A 21,824-nucleotide genomic window follows, 5' to 3' on the forward strand; every position below is an offset into this window, starting at 1 on the left:
CGGCGCCGAAGCCGTAGCGGAAGCCGTCGGCGAACCGGGTGGAACAGTTGAGATAGACCCCCGCACTGTCCACCGCCGCCAGGAACCGCTCGGCCGCGACCGGATCGGTGGTGCAGATCGCATCGGTGTGGCGGGATCCGTAACGGCCGATGTGGGCGATGGCCTCCTCCAGATCGGCCACCACCTTCACCGCCAGGATCAGGTCGGAGTACTCGGTGCTCCAGTCCGCCTCGCTCGCGGCAGCGGCAACACCATGGCCGCAGGCCGCCGGATCGCCCCGCAGCTCCACGGACGCCGCCGTGAAGGCCTCGATCGCCGGGGGGAGGAACGTGGCGGCGATGGCCTCGTGCACGAGCAGCGTCTCGATGGCGTTGCAGGCCGCCGGGTACTGGGTCTTGGCATCGAGGGCCACGCGCAACGCCTCGCTGGGATCCGCCGCCGCGTCCACGTAGAGGTGGCAGATGCCGTCGGCGTGGCCCAGCACCGGGATCCGGGTGTTGTCCTGGATGAAGCGCACCAGGGCGTTCGAGCCGCGCGGAATGATCAGGTCCACCAGGCCGTCGAGCTTGAGCAGGGCCAGGCTCTCCTCGCGGCTGGTGAGCAGGGCCAGGGCCTCGGCCTCGACCCGGCTGGCGGCGAGCCCGCTCTGCAGGGCCTCGAGGATCGCCGCACAGCTGCGGGCGGCCTCGCGACCGCCCTTGAGGATGGCACCGTTTCCGGAGCGGATGGCCAGCGCGGCGATCTGCATCACCGCATCGGGCCGGGCCTCGAAGATGACGCCCACGACACCGAGGGGAACGGTGACCCGCTCCAGCACCAGGCCCCGATCCAGCTCGGTGTGCAGCTGACGCCGGCCGAGCGGATCGGCGAGCTCGGCCACCTGCCGCACCCCGGCGATGGCCCCATCCAGTTTCGGACCGTCGAGCTTGAGGCGGGCGATCAGGGCCGGCGCCAGACCATCGGCCGCCGCCGCCGCCAGATCCTCCTGGTTGGCCGCGAGGATGGACGCACGGGCGGCCTCGAGGGCGTCGGCCATGGCCCCCAGGGCCTGCTGGCGATCGCCGTCGCCCAGCTGGCCGAGGGCCATGGCACTGCGGCGCACGGCCGCGGCCCGCTGCAGCAGTTCGCGAGAGGGCTCCGGAACGGAGGGGGCGGGGGTGCTCATGGGGCCATCATCCCAAGGGGGCTCCCCCAAGCCGCTCGAAGGCCAGGCGGGCGGCTCCGAGCCGGCCGGCCCCGTTGCCGAGGGCGCAGCGCTCGATGCGCAGGCCCTCCCGGCTCACCGCGAGCACGCGGCGCTCCACCTCGGCCCAGACGGCCGGCAGGAAGTGGTGGCTGGCCCCGCTCAGCCCGCCGCCGAGCAGCACCAGCTCGGGCGTGAGCACGTAGAGCAGGGAGCTGATCCCGATGCCGAGCAGCCGCCCATAGGCCTCCCACACGGCCCTGGCCTCCGGATCACCCCGATCCGCAAGCCGGCAGAGCCTGGCGGGGTCGATGGGGCTGAGGCGGCTCAGCCCGCCGATGCTGCAGTAGCTCTCGAGGGAGCCCGTGTTGCCGCTGTTGCAGGGGGGGCCATCGGGCTGGATGCCGATCAGGCCGGGCTCGGCGGCCGCGCCGCCCTGACCCGTGAACAGCTGTCCCCCCAGCAGCACCGCTCCGCCGACGCCCGTCCCCAGGGTGAGCAGCAGCACATCCGAAGCGCCCCGGGCCGCTCCATGCCAGCGCTCGCCGATCACCGCGCAGTTGGCATCGTTCGCCAGGGTGACGGGCCGCTCCAGCATCGGCTCCAGCCAGTCCGCCAGCGGCACCTCGAGCCAGCCCGGCAGGTTGATGGCGATGCGGGCGAGCCGGCCGGTGCGGTCGCTGGGCCCGGGGTGGCCGATCCCCACCCGATCGGCGCGGCGGTCGGGATCGAGGCTGGCCACCGCCTCGGCGATGGCCAGGGTCACGGCCCCGGGCATGGCCGGCCGGGGGGTGGGGCACTCCCGTTCGGCCAGCAGCCGGCCGGAGCGGTCAAAGCGCCCCAGCTTGATCGCCGTGCCCCCCAGATCCACCCCGATCGCCTCGGGAGCATTCCGTTGTGGGGCCCCGGGGACGGGCATGACGGCGTGGGAGGGGTGCAGGGAGGGCTGGCAGCCAGGGGGCTGCCGGCGGAGGGGTCAGAACCGGAAGAAGACCTGGAGCTGGGTCTGCCAGATCCCCTGGCTGTCGACGGAGCCCTGGATGTTGATCAGCTCGGAGGCCTTGAAGTTGAGGTTCAGCTGGGGGGGGACATCGGTGCGGTTCGGGGCGGCGAGCAGCGAGGCGTTGAACCGTTCGGTGATGTCCAGACCGATCTCAGCGCCGAGCACCAGCTGGGGCGGAACGCGCTCGGAGCGGCGCTCCGACTTGCTGTCAACGGCCTGGTTCACGTAGGCGGGATAGAGCGCAAAGCTCAGGCGCTGGCCGAAGGCATCGCTGAGTGTCCCCAGGACGGGTGAGAGAAGCGATTGTCCCACCACGGTGGCCAGGGCCGCGCCGGCCCCGCCGCCGACCAGCCCCGCGAGGGAGTTGCCGCCGATCAGGGCCAGCAGGCGTTCTTCCGGCAGGGGTGGGGAACTGCGCAGGGTGAGGTTGTCGGCCAGGCGGTCGGCCGGGCCGCTGACACCCAGGTACACCCGCACCAGGTTCAGCTGGTCGAGGGAGCCGGTCCCACCCTGGGATTCGATTTCCGTCAGGGAGGGGGCATAGGAGGAACTGGCGAGACCGGAGGTGAGGCCACCGGCACTGAGGCTGTCGGAGACGCGGGTGCGCAGGGCGATGTCGAGGTAGGGGATCAGCCCCGACGAGGGGGTGAACACAGCCACGTTGGGAGCGTCCGGGTCGAGGTTGAAGGTGGTGGTGAACAGGGTGAGGCGACCTCGCTCCAGCCGCACGACCCCCCTGGCCTGCAGCGAGGGGTCGAGCCGGCCGTCGATCCGCAGCAGACCGGCCGCGTTGAAGCTGGCCAGGTTGGGCACCCCCACCGCGAGATCGGGACCCAGGGTGAGCCGCAGATCGTCGAAGCCCACCAGGCGGAACCTGGGCATCTGGGCGCGAAGCTTCTCGCTGGCCTGGCTCTCCACATCCGGTCCGAAGAGCACGAGCGGCTCCTTGAAGTTCCAGCGCTCCACCACCAGCTGGGAGACGCTGCTGGCCTCCTCGCCGGATCCGGTTTCCAGCTGGCCGGGTTGGACGTTGATCGAGCCCTTCGAGACCGCCAGCTCCCCCCCGATGTCGAGCGAAGCCAGGCTGCCCGCCACGGCCAGGGAGCCATCCGCCACCGCCTTGATGCGCGGCAGGACGAAGGGCACCGCCTTCAGGCTGATCTGCAGCCGGGAGGGCTCGCCGGTCTCGGTGGTGGCCGGGCTGAGCAGACCGAGGCTGCCGCTGCCGGCGAGCTCACCACCCTTGCCGACCCGGGCCGAGAAATCCTGCAGGAAGAGCTGCTCGAAGTCGAACAGCACCGTGGCCTGGAGGTTCTCCACGCTCTGGCCGACCACCTCGAGCTGGGCGTCGCGGAAGCGCAGGAACCCGTTGGCAATCGGCTGTTCCAGGCTGCCGCGCACCAGGAGCTGCAGGTCGGCGCTGCCCGCCTTCCAGACCAGGCCCGGCTGGGCGAGTTCGGTGAGGAAGCGCAGGCCGTCCTCGCGGCTGGCCAGGCGGAGCTCCACACCTTCCTGGGCGGGGTTGAGCGGGATGCTCCCCGCCAGCTCGATCGGATTGGCCGCCCCATCGGCCCGGGCCGCCAGATCGAGGGTCAGCGTGTCCTCGGCAACGCGCACCGCCCCACGCTCCAGACGGAGGGCTGTCTTGCCGACGGCGGCGTCGACCAGCGCCAGCTCGACGCTGAGCTCAGGCTCCGCCGCGCCGAGGCGGTAGCGGCCGGTGGCGCCCAGGCTGCCGCGCAGACCCTCCGGCACCGGGGTGAGCAGCGCCATCAGGGCCAGGGGCAGGCCCGAGAAGGAGAGCTGACCCTCGCCCATCCGGAACGGGCCCTGAAGGCTGAGGCGCACCGGCTCCTCGGTGAGGGCCAGATCGCGGTCCTGACCAGGCAGCCACAGGTGACCGCGCAGGGTCAGATCGGCCCGGGTGTCCACCAGCCGCGGTCCCTCCAGCCGGGCATCCAGATCGAAACGGGCCGAAAGCGTGTCGAGACGCTCGGCCACGGTCAGCCCCCTGAACGGGTCCTGGCGGGCCCCCTGCAGCGCGGCCCGGGCGCGGTCCAGGGCGGTGAGCTGGCCATCCAGGCTGCCGCCGAGGGTGTCGATCAGAAAGCTGCCCAGGTCATTCGCCGTGCCCTGGGCGATCGCCACATCGCCCTGCCAGCGGGGCCAGGCCTCCAGCATCTGGCGAACCAGGTCATCCCCCAGTTCGCGGCCGGTGATCGAGGCCTGGAAGGGCCCCTTCCAGCGACCGCTCCAGTCGATCGCCAGGTTGCCCGAACCGAGGGGCTCGACCCCGAGGCGGGCTTCGTAGCGCCGTTCGGTGTACTGGCCGCTGATGGTGACCTGCCGCGCCCAGACCCCGAGCAGCACGGGGTGCTCCAGGCGGGCGGTGCCGCTGAAGGCCAGCGGCTGGAGCTCCAGATCCCCCTGACCGGAGAGGAGGCCCCGCAGGGGTTGGTACTGGCTGCGGGGGCCCAGCGCCAGCAGGAGGCCTTCAAGGGGAAAGCTGCGGGCCCGCCAGCGGTAGGCGCGGGGCGCCCCCTCCAGCCCCAGTTCACCGCCGTGGCGCTGGAGCACGACCGACACCGGCACCCAGCGCCGGTCGAGCCGGGCCTGCAGATCAGCTGGGCCGGCCCCTTCCACCAGGGCCATCGCCAGGCGTCCACCTCCGGCGGGATCGCCGGACCAGGACCCCTCCCAGGTCTCGGCCACCTTGAGGGGCCCCGCCCCGGGTCCCTGCACCCGCAGATCGAAGTCCGGGGTCAAGCCGGAGAGCGGTCCGCGGATCGTGCCCGTCGCCTCCAGCACCCCCTCCAGGCTGGTGCCCACCAGGGCGCCCAGCCGCGGCAGGGGATAGGCCCGCAGCGCCACCTGCAGGTCCAGGGGGCCGAGGCGGACGGGTTCTCCCGGTTTCAGCCGCAGCGGCAGGGAGCCGGAGGCCGTGAGGTAGGGGCTGGCCAGGCGCTCCAGCCGCAGCCGCTGATCGCTCCAGCGCAGCCGGGCATCCCAGCCGCCCACCAGGGGGTTGGCGCCCTGGGCCAGGGTGGTCTCGAGCAGCGGTGCGGGCCAGGCCCCCCGCACCCGCAGACGCCCCCGCAGCGGATCCCCCAGCAGGGCCACGGGGGTGTTCTCCGGCAGGGGAAGCTCTGCGGGGTTGAGCTGCCAGTCGGCCCGCAGATCCACCTGGCGGCCCACCTCCCCGCGGGCCCGCAGCCAGGAGTTCCTGCGGCGCAGCTCCAACGCCTCCAACGCCACCCGGTCACCGCGCCAGAGCGCCTGGAAGGCGAGGCGACCGTCGAGGTCGCCCCAGCGCCAGCCTGTCTCCGCCAGGCGCAGCCGCTGGCCCTCGCAGCCCAGGGCAGGATCGGCGAGCCCGAGGGATGGAGCGGATCCGGGCGCTTTCCAGAGCACGTTGCGGAGGCGCACCTCCCCCTGGCAGTCCGGCGTGCCCTGGCGCCAGGCCAGCTGCAGCCGTCCGCTGGCCTGGCCATCGAGCCGCCCGCCCAGGCCCGCCAGCCGGGCCGGGGTCTGCAGCGGAAAACGATCGGCCAGGAGCTGGCCCTCGTAGATCTGCCGGCTCCAGTCGCCCCGTGCCTTCAGGCGCAGGCTGCCCGGCAGGGGCCGCCCGCCGTCCAGCGAGCGGATCCGGGCCAGGAGATCGAGCTCGCGGCGATGGGGCCGCAGCCCTGCCGACGCGTCCAGGGCCAGCCGGACCCCGGCGGGGGCCAGGGTCACCACCGCAGGCTGGCTGAGCCGCAGGCGCAGATCCAGCCGCGGCGGCTCGATCGCCGGATCCAACGTTCCGGGAACCCAGTAGCGCCCCTGGGCGTTGCGGCGCAGATCGGCCTTCAGGCCAGCCAGGCTGAGATGCAGCACGGGCAGGCGCTGGCGCAGGCTGGCCAGGGGATCGAGGCTGACGGCCAGTTCGTCGGCGCTCAGGGAGGACCCATCGCCCGGCACGGGCAGCACCCGGGTCGGGCCGAGCCGCAGGCCAGACCAGCCGAAGCCGCGGAAGTCGCCCAGGCGAAGCGGGTGGCCCAGCACCTGGCCGATCTGCTGCTCGAGGCCGGGGCGGAAGCGGCCATAGACGTAGCCCAGCAGCTGGTCGGCCGAGGCGACCAGGGCGACCGTGGAACCCAGCGCGATGGCGCAGGCCACACCGAGCTGCCGCCGCTGCCGAAGCTGCCGCTGCCGCTGGAGCGGGTCGTCATCGCGGCCTCGCCCTCCCCGGCGGGAGCTCCGTCGGCCCGTGCCAGCGGACCCGCCGGAGGACTTGGGCAGCGAGGTATCCGAACCCGGGGATCGTTCTCCGCCAGGACCACCGTCCGGCAACACCGCCATCCCCCCGGGGCTGCCATTGCATCGGTCGGGCGCAATATAACGGCGTTGCCAAGGCCGCCAGACCCCCATGCCCACCGACCCGACGCTCTTCCTGGCCGGCCAGTGGCTGGGCGCTGCCAGCGGGGTTCTGGCCCTGCTCACCATCACGGCGTTCCTGCTCAGCTGGGGGTTCCGCTTCCGGCTGGTGGGCGTGACGAGTTTCACGGCCCTGCTGGCGATTTCCTGCCTGGCGTTCGCCGTCAGCTACAGGCCCCGCGTGAGCGTGGTCGGTGCCCTCAGCGTGCCCGTGGTGTTCGACAACGGGGGCGACCTGGTGATCGCCGCGGCGCCGCCGGACTTTCCCCGGGAGGCTGAGCGGCCCACCGTCGAGCAGGTCGCCCGCAACCTGCGCGGCAGCGGCCGCAACACCGCCGACGGATTGGTGCAGGTGAGGCTGCGACGGGTTGAACCGGCCGGCCAGGGGGTCAGCGAGCCCCGCGTGCTGGCCCAGGCCACCCGGAACCTGGTCAGCGGCGAGGTGGTGGTGACCTCCGGTTGACGCCGCGCCGCGCCTGAACGCCATGGCCCCCCGCTGGATCCTGCCGCCCCATTTCGCCCGGGAACAGCGCCAGCTGACGGAGGCCGGCATCACCGACTGGCCAGCCCTCGCTTCCCTCGACGACGCGGCCCTGCGGCGCCTTGGCCGCCGTGGCGGGGCCAGCGAGAGCCGCCTGATCCGACTCCGCGGCCAGGCTCGCCTGGTGGTGGACGTGGGCCTGGAGCCGGCCGAGGCCGCCCTGCTGCTGCATGCCGGCGTCCCCGACCGCCGGAGCCTGGCCCAGGCGGATCCCCAGCGGCTGCTCACCCAGATGGGCAGGCTTCAGCGAACGCTCACCGGCATGGCCATGCCGCTGCTCGATCTGGCAACCCTGCGGCGCTGGATTCTCCAGGCCCGCGCCGGTGGACGCCGGGAGACAAACTGACCCAGCCGAGCAACCCGAACCTGCAGCGCCCCCTGAAATGGGAACAAGCCGAGGCCTGCGATGACCTCCCATCCCAATTCCGACGGGCGCCGAAGACCGGCCTGCCCCCAGCGGCAGCCTCGCTGGGGTGCAGGGCTCCTGGTCCTCTCCTCCCTGCTGATGGCCCCACTGCCGGTCTGGAGCCAGTCGGCCCTGCTGGATTCCGTGAAGCGCAACCCGGGCAAGGCGAAGGCGATCTGCGCCCAGCTGAAACAGCTGAACAGCCAGGGGATCTCCTACACGAGCCAACAGGCCACCCGGCAGATCGCCAGCCAGGAGAACCTCAGCCCAGCCGACGCTGAAGTGCTCACCACCTATGTGGTGGGCCTGCACTGCCCCGACGTGCGCTGACGCGGGGTGAAGGGGGCAGCCCCAGCAGGGCCAGGGAGCCTTGACGCCTGGCTCACCTGCCGTGACGGCATTCGCCTGGTGAGCCGGATCTGGTCGCCGCCAGGCGACGGACCCTGGCCGGTGCTGTTGATGCGTCAGCCCTACGGCCGGGCCATCGCCTCCACGGTCACCTATGCCCACCCCAGCTGGTACGCCGCCCACGGCTTCCTGGTGGTGGTGCAGGACGTGCGCGGTCAGGGGGACTCGGAGGGAGCGTTCGGGGGGTTCGCCCAGGAGGCCCGCGACGGAGCGGACACGCTCCGCTGGGCCCGCCAGCTGGAGGGCAGCAATGGCCGTCTCGGCTGCTATGGCTTCTCGTACCAGGGGGTCACCCAGCTGCTGAGCGACGCTCCGGAGGCCATGCCCGACTGTCTGGCCCCGGCCATGGCCGGCTGCGATGAGCGGCTGCACTGGGCCAGCAGCGGTGGCGCCCACTGGTGGAGCCTCGGTCTGGGCTGGGGATTGCAGCTGGCGGCCCAGCGCTGCCGCCGCGACGGCGACGGGGCAGGCTGGGCCGCGATTCGCCAGAGCCTGGCGTCAGGCACGTTTCCCACCGAGGGAGCTGCGCTGCTGAAGCGGCACGACCCGGAGGGCATGGCGCAGCGCTGGCTGGCCCTGGATCCGGCTGTCCCCGAGGCGTGGCCGCGCCACGAACCCCAGCCGGGGATCTGGCAGCGGCCGATGCTGCTGATCGGCGGCTGGCATGACCCCCACCTGGAGGGGGTGCTGGACCTGTGGAGCCGGTCCCGCCAGGGCGGTGGGCGGCCACTGCTGCGGATCGGCGCCTGGAGCCACCTCCAGTGGGGTGGCGGGCTTGACCGCCTGCAGCTGGCCTTCTTCCGCCACCACCTGCAGGACGCCCCGCCCGACCCCGAACTGCAGATCCCCGTCGCCCTCCAGGACAGCCGCAGCGGCACGTGGCAGGCCATCCAGGCGGACGCAGGGCACGACACAGCCGGGGGCAGCGTTGCTCAGCAGCGCTGCACCTGGGGGCTGCACACGGATGGGCTGGCCTGCCAGGACAGCCAGGGCAGCCAGCTTGTCCCCCTGGACGGCAGCGGTCCCAGCCGGGAGGCTCAGCCGACCGCAGCGACGACGGTCACGCTCGTGCACGACCCCTGGCGGCCCGTGCCCGGCCGGGGCGGTCACCTCGGCCTTGATGCCGGTCCCTGCGAACGGGACGATCTGGATGGGCGCGGCGATGTGGCCTGTTTCAGCTCCGCTCCGCTCGTCGCGCCGTTGCGGCTGATCGGCCGGCCCCTGCTGCAGATCCCCGTGGCGGCGGATCAGCCGGGGTTCGACCTCTGTGCGGCCCTCGCCGTGGTGGAGGCGAACGGCCGCACCGTGCGGCAGCTGTGCACAGGGGTGGCCCGCCATCTGGGCAGCGGCTGCCGTGAAGCGCGCGCCCGGGAGGTCAGGTTCCAGCCCCTCCTGGCGACCCTGAAGGCGGGGGAACGGCTTCGCCTCTCCGTGGCGGCGGCGGCCTGGCCGCAGATCGCCGTGAATCCAGGCAGTGGCGAGCCCCCCCTCGGACCGGTGGGCCCAGGCCATCGGGTGATCACCCTGACCTTGGCGACGGCCACGGCGACCCTGGAACTGGAGCCCTGCTTCGGAGAGAAAGCTGGGGCAAACTGTGGCGACCTCGTCCCGCCCCCCTGATGCGCCTCACCCTGCGCCCGGGCCACCCTCACGCCGCCGCCCTGCGGCACCCCGTGCTCGCCTGCCTGGCCCTCGGGCTGATGCTCGGCGCCAGCCCGGCCGTGCTCCCGGCGGGCCCGATGCCGGCCCAGGCCAAGCCGGGGGCCCCGGCCGGCGCGACGACAGGGCTGAGCGTGGAGCAGGCCCGCGACGCCGCCAACCGGATCCTCAAAGCCGTGCAGACCCGGGATCCCAATCTGCGCTATGCCCAGTTCTCCCCGGAGCTCCAGGCGATCAGCAGCCCGGCGATGGTGGCGCAGACAATGCGAACCCAGCCGCGGCTGCTCAACTGGACCCTGCTCAGCGTGCGCGGTGGCCTGAGCACCACCACGGTGGAAGCGACCCTCGAGACCAGTGACGGCCCGCGCGACCTGTTCATGGTGCTGAACAGCCAGGGGCAGCTGGCCGGCTATCACCTGGATCTCACCGACGCCAAGGCCAGCCTGGTGGCGGCGGACTTCGTCCGGGCCCTGAGCAGCGGCCACTTCATCACGGCCCGCAGCTTCCTCAGCCTGCCGCTGCAGGAGGAACTCACGCCGGCCATCCTCCAGACCAAGTGGCAGCAGCTGCAGCGGATCACCGGCAACTTCCAGCGGGTGCTGCGGGTGATCGAGGCGGACAGGACCAGCGAGACCCAGCTGGTGCTGGTGAACACCGAGTTCAACCGGGTCACCGACAATCTCTACGTGATTCTCAACACCAACAACGAGATCACGGGGGTTGACTTCCCGAGCGAGCCCAAGCCGCCCGCCCGGGCCGAGGCCCCGGCCAGCTGACCGTCGAGGCTCCGGCTCCGGCCCCCCCGGGCGGAGCACCTAAGCTCGCGGACTCCATGCAGTGCCTCGATGTCGGTCCCCTGTCTCGATTGGATGGTGGACGACGCCCAGCGCCTGGCGGAATGTCGGCATGACCACCCCCTGGCCGTTCTCGGTCCCCAGCCCCTGGAGAACGGCCATTGGGTGGTCAGGGTGTGGATGCCGGAGGCCGAGCGGGTCGATCTGCTCCTCGGGGAGACCGCCCTCACCCTGAGCACGCCGCATCACCCCTGGATCTTCGAGGCCACGGTCGACCACGATCCCGGGCGGCAGTACCGGATCCAGGTGCTGCGCGGGGGCATCGAGCACATCACCCACGATCCCTGGGCCTTCCGCGACGAGTGGATGGGCGAACTGGATCGCCATCTCTTCGCCGAGGGGAACCATCACCACATCTGGCGGCGCATGGGCGCCCACCTCGTGGAGCGCGATGGTGTGGCCGGGGTCATGTTCTGCCTGTGGGCACCGAATGCCCGCAGCGTCTCGGTGATCGGCAACTTCAACGGCTGGGATGGGCGCCACCATCCGATGCAGTCCCGCCTCGGCGGCCTCTGGGAGCTGTTCATCCCCGGGCTGAGCGCCGGCGAGGTCTACAAATACGAGATCCGCACCCAGGCGGGCCACTGCTACGCCAAGGCCGACCCCTACGGCTTCCGCCACGAAGTGCGACCCGCCAACGCCTCGATCGTGCAGCCCCTGGGGGGCTTCCCCTGGTCGGATGGCGCCTGGATGGCGGAGCGGGACAGCCGCAACCCCCTCGACCAGCCCGTGGCGGTGTACGAGATGCACCTGGGGAGCTGGATGCACGGCAGCGCCGACCAGCCCTACATCGAGCCGGACGGGACACCCCGCCCCCCCGTCCCGGCGGCGGACATGAAGCCGGGCGCCCGGCTGCTCACCTACCCGGAACTGGCGGACCGGGTAATCCCCTACGTGAAGGCACGGGGCTTCACCCACATCGAGCTGATGCCGGTGTCCGAGCACCCCTTCGATGGATCGTGGGGGTATCAGGTGACGGGCTGGTACGCCCCCACCAGCCGTTACGGCACACCGGAGGAGTTCCGCGCCTTCGTGGACCGCTGCCATGCCGAAGGCATCGGCGTGATCCTGGACTGGGTGCCGGGCCATTTCCCCAAGGATGCCCATGGCCTGGCCTTCTTCGACGGCGCCCATCTCTATGAGCACGCCGACCCCCGCATCGGCGAGCACAAGGAATGGGGCACGCTGATCTTCAACTACAGCCGCAACGAGGTCCGCAACTTCCTCGTGGCCAATCTGGTGTACTGGTTCGAGGAATTCCACATCGATGGGATCCGCGTGGACGCGGTGGCCTCGATGCTCTACAGGGACTATCTGCGGCCAGACGGGGAGTGGCTGGCGAATGAGCACGGTGGGCGTGAGAACACCGAGGCCGTGCTGTTCCTTCAGCAGGCCAACCATGTGCTGTTCCAGCACTTCCCGGGGGCCCTGTCGATCGCGGAGGAATCCACCACCTGGCCGATGGTGACCCAGCCCACGAACATCGGCGGCCTGGGCTTCAACCTGAAGTGGAACATGGGCTGGATGCACGACATGCTCGATTACTTCGAGCTGGATCCATGGTTCCGCCAGTTCCATCAGAACAATGTGACGTTCTCGATCTGGTATGCCTACACCGAGAACTTCATGCTGGCCCTCAGCCACGACGAAGTGGTGCATGGCAAGAGCCACCTCCTTCACAAGATGCCCGGGGATGACTGGCAGAAGTTCGCGAATGTGCGGGCCCTGCTGGCCTACATGTGGACCCACCCCGGTAAGAAGACCATCTTCATGGGGATGGAATTCGGCCATCGTTCCGAATGGAACGTCTGGGGGGACCTCCAGTGGGATCTCCTCCAGTTCGAGCCTCACCAGGGGCTGCAGCGCCTGATCGACGACCTCAACACCTTCTACAAGTCGGAGCGGGCCCTCTGGGGGGATGACTTCAACGAGTACGGCTTCCAGTGGATCGACTGCAACGACAACCGCCACTCGGTGATCAGCTTCATGCGGCGCGAGAGTGCCACCGGCCGCTGGCTGGTGGTGGTGGCGAACTTCACGCCCCAGAGCCACTCCCATTACCGGGTGGGGGTGCCGGTGGAGGGGTTCTACGCCGAAGTGTTCAACACCGATGCCGAGCGTTACGGCGGCAGCAACCTCGGCAACCTGGGCGGCAAGTTCACCGACAGCTGGGCGGTGCATGGCTACGAGAACTCCCTCGACCTCTGCCTGCCTCCCCTGTCGGTGGTGGTGCTGCAGCGCGACGAAAAGCGCAGCCAGGTGCCGGCGCCGGAACTGACCGCCGCCTGAGACCGAGCGCGCGCCGAGGCTCCAGCGGTGCTCGGCTCCAGGTGGCCGGGCGTTGTCGAAATGTCACGCCGTCGGCCCCAGGCTCCCGGGGCTGACCGGGCCCTTCGGCTAGGTTGCCGGATCGCTTCCCACACCCCGCTCCATGGCCGAAACCGCCCCCCTGCTGCTGCGCGCCGCCCGAGGTGAGCAGGTGGAGCGTCCGCCGGTATGGATGATGCGCCAGGCCGGCCGCTACATGAAGGTGTACCGGGATCTGCGCGACCGCCATCCGGGATTCCGGGAACGTTCGGAGAACCCCGATCTCTCCTACGAGATCTCGATGCAGCCGTTCCACGCCTTCAGGCCCGACGGCGTGATCCTGTTCTCCGACATCCTCACGCCCCTGCCGGGCATGGGGATCGACTTCGACATCATCGAGAGCAGGGGGCCGATCATCGAGCCCGCCATCCGCACCCAGGAGCAGGTGGATGCCCTCCGCCCCCTGGATCCGGCCGAGGCTCTCCCCTTCGTGGGCGAGGTGCTCGGCCGGCTGCGTGCCGACGTGGGCAACGAGGCCGCCGTGCTGGGCTTCGTGGGCGCTCCCTGGACCCTGGCCGCTTATGCCGTCGAAGGCAAGAGCTCGAAGACCTACTCGGTGATCAAGGCCATGGCCTTCCGGGAGCCCGCCCTGCTCCACCAGCTGCTGGGCCATCTGGCCGATTCGATCGCCGCCTACGTGCGCTACCAGATCGACAGTGGCGCCCAGGTGGTGCAGCTGTTCGACTCCTGGGCGGGCCAGCTCAGCCCGATCGACTACGACGTGTTCGCCGCCCCCTACCAGAAGCGGGTGATCGACCAGGTGAAGGCCACCCACCCGGACACCCCCCTGATCCTCTACATCTCCGGCAGCGCCGGGGTGCTGGAACGGATGGCCACCACCGGAGTCGACTTCATCTCCCTCGACTGGACCGTGGACATGGCTGACGGCTGCGCACGCCTGCCGGGCCACGTGGGCGTGCAGGGGAACGTGGATCCCGGCCTGCTGTTCGGCACCCCGGAGGCGATCCGCGAGCGCATCCTCGACACGGTGCGCAAGGCCCGCGGCCGGCGCCACATCCTCAACCTCGGCCACGGCATCCTGCCGGGAACCCCTGAGGAGAACGCCCGCGTGTTCTTCGAGACCGGCAAGGCGGTGAACGAGCTGCTGGGAGCCGCCGTTTGAGCCCAGCCCCCAGCGGTCCCGCCGGCGTCCGACGGCCCCAGCGGATCCTGATCACCGGGGCCAGTGGCTGCGTCGGCCAGTACATCGCCGAGCTCCTCCTGCGCGAGACGGACGCCGAACTGCTGCTGCTGCTGCGGGAACCCAGCAAGCTCACGGCCGTGGCGGCCACGGACCCGCGGATCACCCTCCTGGTGGGCGATCTGCGCGACCTCGGCAGCCCCGGCGCCGACCCCGCCCTCGCCCGGGCGATCGCCGCGGCGACCCGGATCATCCACACCGCGACCGCCTGGGGTGATCCCGAACGCGCCCGGCAGGTGAACGTGGAGGCGGTGAAGACCCTGCTGAGCCTCGCGGATCCGGAACAGCTGGAGCAGGTGATCTACTTCTCCACGGCCTCGGTGCTCGATCGCCGGCTGCGCCTGCTGCCGGAGGCGAGCCAGTACGGCACGGAGTACATCCAGACCAAGGCCCTCTGCCTGCAGCAGCTCGAGGACCATCCCCTGGCTGCACGGATCGTGGCGGTCTTTCCGACCCTGGTGTTCGGCGGCCGGGTCGACGGCAGCGGCCCGTTCCCCACCAGCTACCTCACCGCCGGGCTGGGGGAGGCGGCCCGCTGGCTCTGGCTGGCCCGCTGGCTGCGGGCAGACGCCTCGTTTCACTTCATCCACGCCGCCGACATCGCCCGGGTCTGCCTCGCCCTGGCCACCGCACCCCACGAAGCGAATCCGGAAGTCGGTCAGGGGGCGCTGCGGCGGATCGTGCTCGGCCAGCCGGCGGTGGGGGTGAACGAGACGGTGCGGCGGCTGGGCCAGTGGCGAGGTTGCTGGCTGCCGCCCTGGGGCCTCGATCTGCGGGGCTGGCTGGTGGAAGGACTGATCCGCCTGCTGCGCATCGAGGTGAATGCCTGGGACCGCTTCTCGATTCGCCAGCGCCATTTCGTCCATGAACCGATCAGCCCGCCGGAGCGCTTCGGGCGGGTGAGCCATGCCCCCACCCTCGAAGCGGTGTTCGCCGATGCCGGCCTGCCGCATCGCGGGCCGGTGCCGAGGTCGCCGGAGCGATGAGGCGGTGCTGGCAAAGGCTGGTGTGCCCGCTGCTGCTGCTGCTGTGGCTGGTGGGGCTCAGTGCGCCTGCCCAGGCCGCCACCCACCGCCTGCAGCTGGGCAGCGACGAGGGCCTGCTGGCCCTGCAACCCAGCCAGCTCACGATCGCGGCGGGAGACGTGGTGCATGTGGAGGTGGCGGGCCTGGGCCCCCACAACCTGATCGTGGAGGACCACCCGGAGTGGAGCCACCCCAGGCTGGCCTTCAGCCCGGGGGAAAGCTGGGAGCAGCGGTTCGACACCCCTGGGCGCTTCCGCCTCTGGTGTGAACCCCACCGCTTTGCCGGGATGGAGGGCAGCCTCACGGTGACCCCGGCCGCCGGGAGCTGAACGGGACACTTCACCCAGGGAACGGGCGGTGCACCAGGGCAACCCCAGGCGAGGTCTCGGGATGTCGCCTAAGGAGTACCCCCAGGTGTCGCAAATGTTTCGAACCGACGCCCCGGAGGGCACAGCCCCCCGGCCACCCCTTAGGTTTTCGGGGTTGCACGTGCTTTGAAGCGCCCTTCCATGCGCCGACTCTTCTCCCTGATCGCTCTCTGCCTGGCGTTGGTGCTGGGTGCCGCTCCCAGCTACGCCGCCGATGTGGCCCATGGCGGCCAGCTCTTCTCCGCCAACTGCGCCGCCTGCCACATGGGTGGCGGCAACGTGGTGAATGCGGAGCGCACCCTCAAGCAGGACGCCCTCGAGGCCTATCTGGCCAACTACAGCAGCGGCCATGAAGCTGCCATCGCCTACCAGGTGACCAACGGCAAGAACGCCATGCCGGCCTTCGGCGGCAAGCTCAGCGAAGGTGACATCGCCGATGTGGCCGCCTACGTCGAAGACATGGCCTCCAAAGGCTGGGCCTGAGCCCATCGCCGATCGCTCCAGGCTGTTGCGCAGAACCTGAATCGTCCCTCCCCTCCAGGAGCGATCGAAGCTTTGATCCACCTTCAGGAGCCCCGGTCACCGCCGGGGCTCTTTTCGCGTCTGCCGCCAGCCCAGAGCCGGATCCTCACCGGCAGCTCCCCATGACCAACTCGTGAGCCCCAGCGCCTCACGACGCAGCCGGCTCCTGCCTGCGCTGGGCCAGGACTGCGAGGTAGAGCTCTTCCGGAACCTCCCGGATGTCGTATTCACTCGGCAGCACCCCGTGCACATGGCGATGCACCACCAACCAGCAGTTGCGTTCCGGGTCGCGGGCCGTGGCGTCAAAGTCCCTGGAGGCTTCGACCAGCTGGTCGATCAGCTCCTGGGGATAGGGAGGTCCTTCCATGGCGATAGCGTCGATCTGAAGGGACAGGGTGCGCCGCGGCTGGCCCGGCGAAACCCGGCCACAGTAGAAGCGTCTGCAGAGAGCGGTCATGGCCAAAGCCTCCATGGCCAAGCCCCGATGGGGGCGGGGCCTGGGAAGGACAGCCGGATGGCTGCTGCTGGCCAGCGGCCTGACGCTGGAGCTCCCGGCCCAGAGCCAGACGCTCATCACCGGCGGCTGTCCCTGGTTGGTGCCGGTGCGTCAGCGGGAACTGCAGCCCAAACGGCTTCACCCTGCCGAGGTGCCCGGCAAGAACGCCCGGGGATGCCTCTCCCCCCACGATGCCGTTTACGGTCCGGATGGATGTCCTCTCCGCTTGTGTGGTCCCGAGGCGGGGGTCCTGCCGCTGCCACCGCCCGAGACCAGCGGGCCGTGACCTGGCGAGCGCAGGGCTGGTGGCCTGGCGAGCGCAGGGCTGGTGGCCTGGGGATCCTGAAGCTCGGCAACGGTTTCCCGTCCCTTTGACGCCGGCCTGCCCAACCTGAGTTCGGGGCGCCGTACTCCGAGGTACGGCCCCCACGGGTTTCACCCCCGCAGACCCTCCATAGGTTGATTCCAACGCCGCATGTCCGGGAGGTTTTCCGATGCATCCCACCGCCGAACTGTTCACCGAGAAGGCCTGGGGCGCCGTCGTGGCTGCCCAGCAACTGGCCCAGCAGAAACGTCAGCAGCAGATGGAGAGCGAGCACCTGCTCGCCGCCCTGCTGGCCCAGCAGGGCCTCGCGGGGCGCATCCTCGAGAAGGCCGGCGTGGCGGTGGGCAGCCTCAGCCAGAGCGTCGAGAGCTTCATCGCCGGCCAGCCCAGCCTGAATGCCCCCCCCGAGAACGTCTATCTGGGCAAGGGGCTCAATGCCGTGCTCGATCAGGCCGACCAGCTCAAGCAGACCTACGGCGACAGCTACATCGCCATCGAACACCTGCTGCTGGCCCTGGCCATCGATGACCGCTGCGGCAAGCAGCTGCTCTCCCAGGCCGGCACCAGCGCCGACAGACTCAAGGACGCCGTGCAGGCCGTGCGCGGCAGCCAGACCGTGACCGATCAGAATCCCGAGGGCACCTACGAATCCCTGGAGAAGTACGGCCGCGACCTCACCGCCGCCGCCCGCGAGGGCAAGCTCGATCCGGTGATCGGCCGGGATGAGGAGATCCGCCGCACCATCCAGATCCTCAGCCGCCGCACCAAGAACAACCCGGTGCTGATCGGCGAACCGGGCGTGGGCAAGACGGCGATCGTGGAGGGTCTGGCCCAGCGGATCGTCAACGGCGACGTGCCCCAGGCCCTGCAGAACCGTCAGCTGATCGCCCTGGACATGGGCGCCCTGATCGCCGGCGCCAAGTACCGCGGTGAATTCGAGGAGCGGCTCAAGGCCGTACTCAAGGAGGTGACCGCCTCCGAGGGCCAGATCGTGCTGTTCATCGACGAGATCCACACCGTGGTGGGGGCCGGTGCCACCGGCGGGGCCATGGATGCCAGCAACCTGCTCAAGCCGATGCTGGCCCGCGGCGAACTGCGCTGCATCGGCGCCACCACCCTCGATGAGCACCGTCAGCACATCGAGAAGGATCCGGCCCTGGAGCGCCGCTTCCAGCAGGTGTTCGTGGATCAGCCCACCGTCGAAGACACCATCTCGATCCTGCGGGGCCTGAAGGAGCGCTACGAGGTGCACCACGGCGTGCGCATCGCCGACAACGCCCTGGTGGCCGCCGCCGTGCTCTCCAGCCGCTACATCGCCGATCGCTTCCTGCCGGACAAGGCGATCGACCTGATGGATGAATCGGCCGCGCGCCTGAAGATGGAGATCACCTCCAAGCCGGAGGAGATCGATGAGCTCGACCGTCGCATCCTGCAGCTGGAGATGGAGAAGCTCTCGCTGGGGCGCGAGTCGGATGCCGCGAGCAAGGATCGCCTGGAGCGCCTGGAACGGGAACTGGCTGAGCTGCGCGAGCAGCAGAGCAACCTGAATGCCCAATGGCAGAAGGAAAAGGGCTCGATCGATGAACTCAGCGCGATCAAGGAGGAGATCGAACAGGTGCAACTCCAGGTGGAGCAGGCCAAGCGCAGCTACGACCTGAACAAGGCCGCCGAACTGGAATACGGCACCCTCGCGGATCTGCACCGCAAGCTGGCCGCCAAGGAAGCCGAACTCACCGATGGGGACAGCCAGGGCGAGAAGACCCTGCTGCGCGAGGAGGTCACCGAGGACGACATCGCCGAGGTGATCGCCAAGTGGACCGGCATCCCGGTGAGCAAGCTGGTGCAGAGCGAGATGGAGAAGCTGCTCCACCTCGAGGATGAACTGCACACCCGCGTGATCGGGCAGCAGCAGGCCGTCACAGCGGTCGCTGACGCGATCCAGCGCTCCCGCGCTGGCCTCAGCGATCCCAACCGGCCCATTGCCAGCTTCCTGTTCCTGGGCCCCACAGGCGTGGGCAAGACGGAACTCTCCAAAGCCCTGGCCGCCCAGCTCTTCGATGCCGAGGAAGCCATGGTGCGCATCGACATGAGCGAATACATGGAGAAGCACGCCGTCAGCCGCCTGATCGGAGCGCCTCCGGGCTACGTGGGCTACGAGGAGGGCGGCCAGCTCACCGAGGCGGTACGCCGCCGGCCCTACGCCGTGATCCTCTTCGACGAGGTGGAGAAGGCCCACCCCGATGTGTTCAACGTGATGCTGCAGATCCTCGATGACGGTCGCGTCACCGATGGGCAGGGCCGCACGGTGGATTTCACCAATACCGTGCTGATCCTCACCAGCAACATCGGCAGCAGTTCGATTCTCGATCTGGCCGGTGATCCCGCCCGCCATGGCGAGATGGAGAAGCGGGTGAACGAGGCCCTGCGGGCCCACTTCCGCCCCGAGTTCCTCAACCGGCTCGATGAATCGATCATCTTCCACAGCCTCAAGCAGGATGAACTCCGCGAGATCGTGGAACTGCAGGTGCAGCGCCTGGCGGCCCGGCTCGAGCAGAAGAAGCTGGGGCTCCAGCTCAATGCCGATGCCCTCGACTGGCTGGCCGGGGTGGGCTACGACCCGGTGTACGGCGCCAGGCCCCTGAAGCGGGCGATCCAGCGGGAGCTGGAAACCCCGATCGCCAAGGGCATCCTGGCTGGCACGTTCACCGGCGGCCACACCATCACGGTGGATGTGGAAAGCGGGGTCAACGGCCCAACCGGCGAGCAGCGGAGGCTGCGGTTCCAGCAGAGCGACCCCGCCCAGCTTCCCGTGCTGGTCTGAAGCCGCGGACGATGGGCTGGCTGCCGGGGCCCCGGGAGGCTCAGGCGGCCAGCCCAGCGGCCAGGGCCTCATCGCTGTGCCAGCTGGAGATCCCCTCCAGCACCGGCTCGATCCCCAGCTCGGCCCGCAGCTCCACGAGGTTCTGCTCCATGCGCTCCTCCCACCGCACCGGGAACAGGGGCTGGGCCGCCAGCCCCATCTCCAGGCCGCGGCTGATCATGCGAAACACATAGGCTGTGGTGCGGGCCTGTTCCTGCTCGCTCTCGAGATCCGTGATCGGGGTGTCGGTGCGCAACCAGGACATCAGCAGCCCGATCAGATCGGTGAAGGCCAGCCCCGGGTGGGAGTACTGGGCCACGCTGAGGCTGATCACCCCGAGTTCGCCGAAGTTATCGAGGCTGAAACCGGTGAGGATGTGGTGGATGTCGTGGGTGGCGAACACCCGGTAGTTGATGTAGTCGGCGTCGGTTTCGAGGTTGTTGAAGAACTCCGGTTTCGGGAAGAAATTGATGTCGTAACCGAGGGTGGCCATCACCGTGCCGTAGGTGTGACCCAGGCTCCCCTTCGGCATCGCCTTCAAGGCCTCGATGTCGTAGGGCCCGCAGGGCCGGCGCTGCTCCACCCACTCCCAGCTGGCCGGGTCGCGCTGCAGACGGGTGCGGCAGAGCTGCATCGGCCGCGACTCCCGAAGCCGGTGGGACAGGGCGAACACGTTGTGGGCCGACTGGCCGGCCCCCAGAGCCAGATCGGCCAGATCGAGAAACTGCTGGATCGATTCGGCGCTGGCGACCCGATCGAGGTAGCGGAACCCCATGCCAGGAGGGCAAACCGTCAAGCTTGGCACGGCCCGGCAGCCACGCCGCTCCCCTGCAACCAGGGGGGCCTGGTGCCGCGATCGCTACCGGCCGGCCCCCTCGGCCGCGAGGGCATCGATCCGTCGCGCCAGCTCCAGATCCAGATCGGACAGGCCGCCGGTGTCGTGGGTGGTGAGGTCCACCACCACCCGGTTCCACACATTGCTCCACTCCGGGTGGTGGCCCATGGCTTCAGCCACCAGGGCCACCTGGGTCATGAAGCCGAAGGCCGCCACGAAGTCGCTGAAGCGCAGCTCACGATGGAGCTTTCCGTTGAGGAGACTCCAGGCGGGGAGCTCACGCGACAGGGCGTTGATCTGCTCGGGAGTGAGGGGGATGGCAGCCATGGAGGAGGGTCGGTGGGGGCGCTCAGGCTGGCGCAGCCGGGTCGATGGCTTCAGCCTCCGAGTTCGGAGAGGAGCTCAGGAACTGCGGCCGAACAGGATGGGGCGGTAGGTGGGCGTGGCGTTCTCGGAGTCGCTCCATCGGATCGAGCAGGTGGTCGCCCTGGCGTTGCGGCGCCCCAGCCGCCAGTAGCGCATGCCGGTCACGGTGGTGCCGGCGGGACGCAGCATCTGGGCGCGGTTGCAGGCATCCACCTCCGACACGTAGGAGGTGTAGCTCTCCGAGCCGCCGAGAACCTTCACGCGGGAGGAGGAATCATCCGGCTGGCGGGTGGAGGCGTCTTCAACCTGGGGGGAGGAGGCTTCCTCAGCCCGGCCCGGCAGACCTGACAGGCCAAGGCAGAGCAGGGCGGCGAGGGAGCCGGTCAGGAGGGGGCGGGACATGGGCTGCAGGAACGGCGGTGGGCCCGGAGGTGCTGAGGGCAAGTTAGGGCCGAATCGAAACCCTGCCCAGGACTGCCCCCCGCAGGCAGCAATCCGTCAGGTAGCCATGGCTCAGCTGCCGATCAGGTGGAGGCTCAGACGGCGGCGCTGTCCCAGCCGCCGGTGCTCCCAGAGGTAGACGGCCTGCCAGGTGCCGAGCACGAGGCTCCCCTCCTGGAAGGAGAGGCTGAGGCTGGTGGCGGTCAGGGCGGTGCGGATGTGGGAGGGCATGTCATCCGGGCCCTCGTCCGCATGGCGGTAGGGCTGCCGGGGCCCGGCAGCGCCCGCCGGCACGATCCCCTCCTGGGGCACCAGGGCCCTGGCAAAGCTGGTGAGGTCCTGCAGCACCCGTGGATCGGCGTTCTCGTTGATGGTGAGCGAGCAGGAGGTGTGCAGACAGACCAGGGTGGCGGTGCCGAGCGTCAGGCCGCTCGCCTGGATTTCGGTGTTGAGAGCCCCGGTGAGATCAGTGAACCCCTCCCCGGAGGTCTGCACCGCCAGCATCCTCAGGAACTGGCGCAGCATGGGCGCTAGGCAGGACTGTCCTG

Annotated in this window: 20 protein-coding genes; 12 read left to right on the forward strand and 8 right to left on the reverse strand. The window is 70.1% G+C overall.

The features are described from left to right. The 3 genes from ACLD7X_RS06165 to ACLD7X_RS06175 all read right to left on the reverse strand — a co-directional run. Positions 1-1,165, reverse strand: a 1,165-nt coding sequence (locus ACLD7X_RS06165; protein WP_411422639.1) for a glutamate-5-semialdehyde dehydrogenase, incomplete at its 3' end; no start/stop codon positions are given. A 7-nt stretch (positions 1,166-1,172) separates the two neighbouring features. Continuing rightward, positions 1,173-2,102 carry an ROK family protein gene (locus tag ACLD7X_RS06170; protein ID WP_411422640.1) on the reverse strand — a complete coding sequence of 310 codons (930 nt, stop codon included), beginning with the start codon at positions 2,100-2,102 and terminating at the stop codon, positions 1,173-1,175. Between the two features lie 57 nt (positions 2,103-2,159). Then, positions 2,160-6,344 carry a translocation/assembly module TamB domain-containing protein gene (locus tag ACLD7X_RS06175; RefSeq protein WP_412006699.1) on the reverse strand — a complete coding sequence of 1,395 codons (4,185 nt, stop codon included), beginning with the start codon at positions 6,342-6,344 and terminating at the stop codon, positions 2,160-2,162. Between the two features lie 250 nt (positions 6,345-6,594). On the opposite strand from ACLD7X_RS06175, the gene ACLD7X_RS06180 reads away from it, so the two are divergent. From ACLD7X_RS06180 to ACLD7X_RS06225, 10 genes are all read left to right on the forward strand, one after another. Further along, positions 6,595-7,065, forward strand: a complete 471-nt coding sequence (locus ACLD7X_RS06180; RefSeq protein WP_412006700.1) for a Ycf51 family protein — start codon at positions 6,595-6,597, stop codon at positions 7,063-7,065. Between the two features lie 22 nt (positions 7,066-7,087). Next, positions 7,088-7,489, forward strand: a complete 402-nt coding sequence (locus tag ACLD7X_RS06185; protein ID WP_411422642.1) for a DUF4332 domain-containing protein — start codon at positions 7,088-7,090, stop codon at positions 7,487-7,489. 159 nt (positions 7,490-7,648) lie between these two features. Beyond that, entirely contained in the window at positions 7,649-7,879 is a 231-nt protein-coding gene (locus tag ACLD7X_RS06190) for a hypothetical protein (protein WP_425625105.1), read from the forward strand. A gap of 6 nt (positions 7,880-7,885) precedes the next feature. Then, positions 7,886-9,577, forward strand: coding sequence for a CocE/NonD family hydrolase (locus ACLD7X_RS06195; protein WP_411422644.1), 1,692 nt, complete (start codon positions 7,886-7,888; stop codon positions 9,575-9,577). After that, the gene (locus ACLD7X_RS06200) at positions 9,577-10,392 is read left to right on the forward strand and encodes a hypothetical protein (protein WP_411422645.1); all 816 of its coding nucleotides are present in this window, start codon (positions 9,577-9,579) and stop codon (positions 10,390-10,392) included. Before ACLD7X_RS06195 ends, ACLD7X_RS06200 begins: the two co-directional genes overlap by 1 nt. Positions 10,393-10,461: 69 nt before the next feature. Continuing rightward, entirely contained in the window at positions 10,462-12,759 is a 2,298-nt protein-coding gene (gene glgB / locus ACLD7X_RS06205) for a 1,4-alpha-glucan branching protein GlgB (protein ID WP_412006701.1), read from the forward strand. A gap of 142 nt (positions 12,760-12,901) precedes the next feature. Continuing rightward, complete coding sequence (gene hemE / locus ACLD7X_RS06210; RefSeq protein WP_411422647.1) at positions 12,902-13,960, forward strand: uroporphyrinogen decarboxylase; 1,059 nt, start codon at positions 12,902-12,904, stop codon at positions 13,958-13,960. Then, on the forward strand, positions 13,957-15,024 hold the full coding sequence (locus ACLD7X_RS06215) for an NAD-dependent epimerase/dehydratase family protein (RefSeq protein WP_411422648.1): 1,068 nt from the start codon (positions 13,957-13,959) through the stop codon (positions 15,022-15,024). The genes hemE and ACLD7X_RS06215 overlap by 4 nt, the downstream gene beginning before the upstream one ends. A 20-nt stretch (positions 15,025-15,044) precedes the next feature. After that, the gene (locus ACLD7X_RS06220) at positions 15,045-15,392 is read left to right on the forward strand and encodes a plastocyanin/azurin family copper-binding protein (RefSeq protein ID WP_412006702.1); all 348 of its coding nucleotides are present in this window, start codon (positions 15,045-15,047) and stop codon (positions 15,390-15,392) included. 180 nt (positions 15,393-15,572) lie between these two features. Then, positions 15,573-15,914, forward strand: a complete 342-nt coding sequence (locus ACLD7X_RS06225) for a c-type cytochrome (protein WP_411422650.1) — start codon at positions 15,573-15,575, stop codon at positions 15,912-15,914. A gap of 187 nt (positions 15,915-16,101) precedes the next feature. Here ACLD7X_RS06225 and ACLD7X_RS06230 read toward each other — a convergent pair whose 3' ends face one another. Continuing rightward, positions 16,102-16,320 carry a hypothetical protein gene (locus tag ACLD7X_RS06230; protein ID WP_425625106.1) on the reverse strand — a complete coding sequence of 73 codons (219 nt, stop codon included), beginning with the start codon at positions 16,318-16,320 and terminating at the stop codon, positions 16,102-16,104. Between the two features lie 88 nt (positions 16,321-16,408). Between ACLD7X_RS06230 and ACLD7X_RS06235 the strand changes: the two genes are divergently transcribed. Then, positions 16,409-16,735 carry a hypothetical protein gene (locus ACLD7X_RS06235; protein ID WP_411422652.1) on the forward strand — a complete coding sequence of 109 codons (327 nt, stop codon included), beginning with the start codon at positions 16,409-16,411 and terminating at the stop codon, positions 16,733-16,735. A gap of 208 nt (positions 16,736-16,943) precedes the next feature. After that, positions 16,944-19,595 (forward strand): ATP-dependent chaperone ClpB, encoded by a 2,652-nt coding sequence (clpB, locus tag ACLD7X_RS06240; protein ID WP_411422653.1) that lies wholly within the window; start codon positions 16,944-16,946, stop codon positions 19,593-19,595. 40 nt (positions 19,596-19,635) lie between these two features. Here clpB and ACLD7X_RS06245 read toward each other — a convergent pair whose 3' ends face one another. From ACLD7X_RS06245 to ACLD7X_RS06260, 4 genes are all read right to left on the reverse strand, one after another. Beyond that, entirely contained in the window at positions 19,636-20,409 is a 774-nt protein-coding gene (locus ACLD7X_RS06245; protein WP_412006703.1) for a Coq4 family protein, read from the reverse strand. 84 nt (positions 20,410-20,493) lie between these two features. After that, a complete protein-coding gene (locus ACLD7X_RS06250) occupies positions 20,494-20,796 on the reverse strand; it encodes a 4a-hydroxytetrahydrobiopterin dehydratase (RefSeq protein WP_411422655.1) in 303 nt (100 codons plus the stop codon). A 75-nt stretch (positions 20,797-20,871) separates the two neighbouring features. After that, entirely contained in the window at positions 20,872-21,237 is a 366-nt protein-coding gene (locus tag ACLD7X_RS06255) for a hypothetical protein (protein WP_411422656.1), read from the reverse strand. Between the two features lie 111 nt (positions 21,238-21,348). Further along, positions 21,349-21,801: a secondary thiamine-phosphate synthase enzyme YjbQ gene (locus tag ACLD7X_RS06260; RefSeq protein WP_411422657.1), complete on the reverse strand. Its 453-nt coding sequence runs from the start codon at positions 21,799-21,801 to the stop codon at positions 21,349-21,351. Positions 21,802-21,824: the final 23 nt, after the last annotated feature.

This window comes from Aphanothece microscopica RSMan92 (assembly GCF_046613545.2).
GTDB lineage: Bacteria > Cyanobacteriota > Cyanobacteriia > PCC-6307 > Cyanobiaceae > NIES-981.

Bases quoted from the DNA above. Each gene is read 5' to 3' on its own strand.
- ACLD7X_RS06170 (WP_411422640.1), bottom strand. From the start codon at position 2,102: ATGCCCGTCCCCGGGGCCCCACAACGGAATGCTCCCGAGGCGATCGGG.
- ACLD7X_RS06180 (WP_412006700.1), top strand. From the start codon at position 6,595: ATGCCCACCGACCCGACGCTCTTCCTGGCCGGCCAGTGGCTGGGCGCT.
- ACLD7X_RS06185 (WP_411422642.1), top strand. From the start codon at position 7,088: ATGGCCCCCCGCTGGATCCTGCCGCCCCATTTCGCCCGGGAACAGCGC.
- ACLD7X_RS06190 (WP_425625105.1), top strand. From the start codon at position 7,649: ATGGCCCCACTGCCGGTCTGGAGCCAGTCGGCCCTGCTGGATTCCGTG.
- ACLD7X_RS06200 (WP_411422645.1), top strand. From the start codon at position 9,577: ATGCGCCTCACCCTGCGCCCGGGCCACCCTCACGCCGCCGCCCTGCGG.
- glgB (WP_412006701.1), top strand. From the start codon at position 10,462: ATGTCGGTCCCCTGTCTCGATTGGATGGTGGACGACGCCCAGCGCCTG.
- hemE (WP_411422647.1), top strand. From the start codon at position 12,902: ATGGCCGAAACCGCCCCCCTGCTGCTGCGCGCCGCCCGAGGTGAGCAG.
- ACLD7X_RS06225 (WP_411422650.1), top strand. From the start codon at position 15,573: ATGCGCCGACTCTTCTCCCTGATCGCTCTCTGCCTGGCGTTGGTGCTG.
- ACLD7X_RS06230 (WP_425625106.1), bottom strand. From the start codon at position 16,320: ATGGAAGGACCTCCCTATCCCCAGGAGCTGATCGACCAGCTGGTCGAA.
- ACLD7X_RS06235 (WP_411422652.1), top strand. From the start codon at position 16,409: ATGGCCAAAGCCTCCATGGCCAAGCCCCGATGGGGGCGGGGCCTGGGA.
- clpB (WP_411422653.1), top strand. From the start codon at position 16,944: ATGCATCCCACCGCCGAACTGTTCACCGAGAAGGCCTGGGGCGCCGTC.
- ACLD7X_RS06245 (WP_412006703.1), bottom strand. From the start codon at position 20,409: ATGGGGTTCCGCTACCTCGATCGGGTCGCCAGCGCCGAATCGATCCAG.
- ACLD7X_RS06250 (WP_411422655.1), bottom strand. From the start codon at position 20,796: ATGGCTGCCATCCCCCTCACTCCCGAGCAGATCAACGCCCTGTCGCGT.
- ACLD7X_RS06255 (WP_411422656.1), bottom strand. From the start codon at position 21,237: ATGTCCCGCCCCCTCCTGACCGGCTCCCTCGCCGCCCTGCTCTGCCTT.
- ACLD7X_RS06260 (WP_411422657.1), bottom strand. From the start codon at position 21,801: ATGCTGCGCCAGTTCCTGAGGATGCTGGCGGTGCAGACCTCCGGGGAG.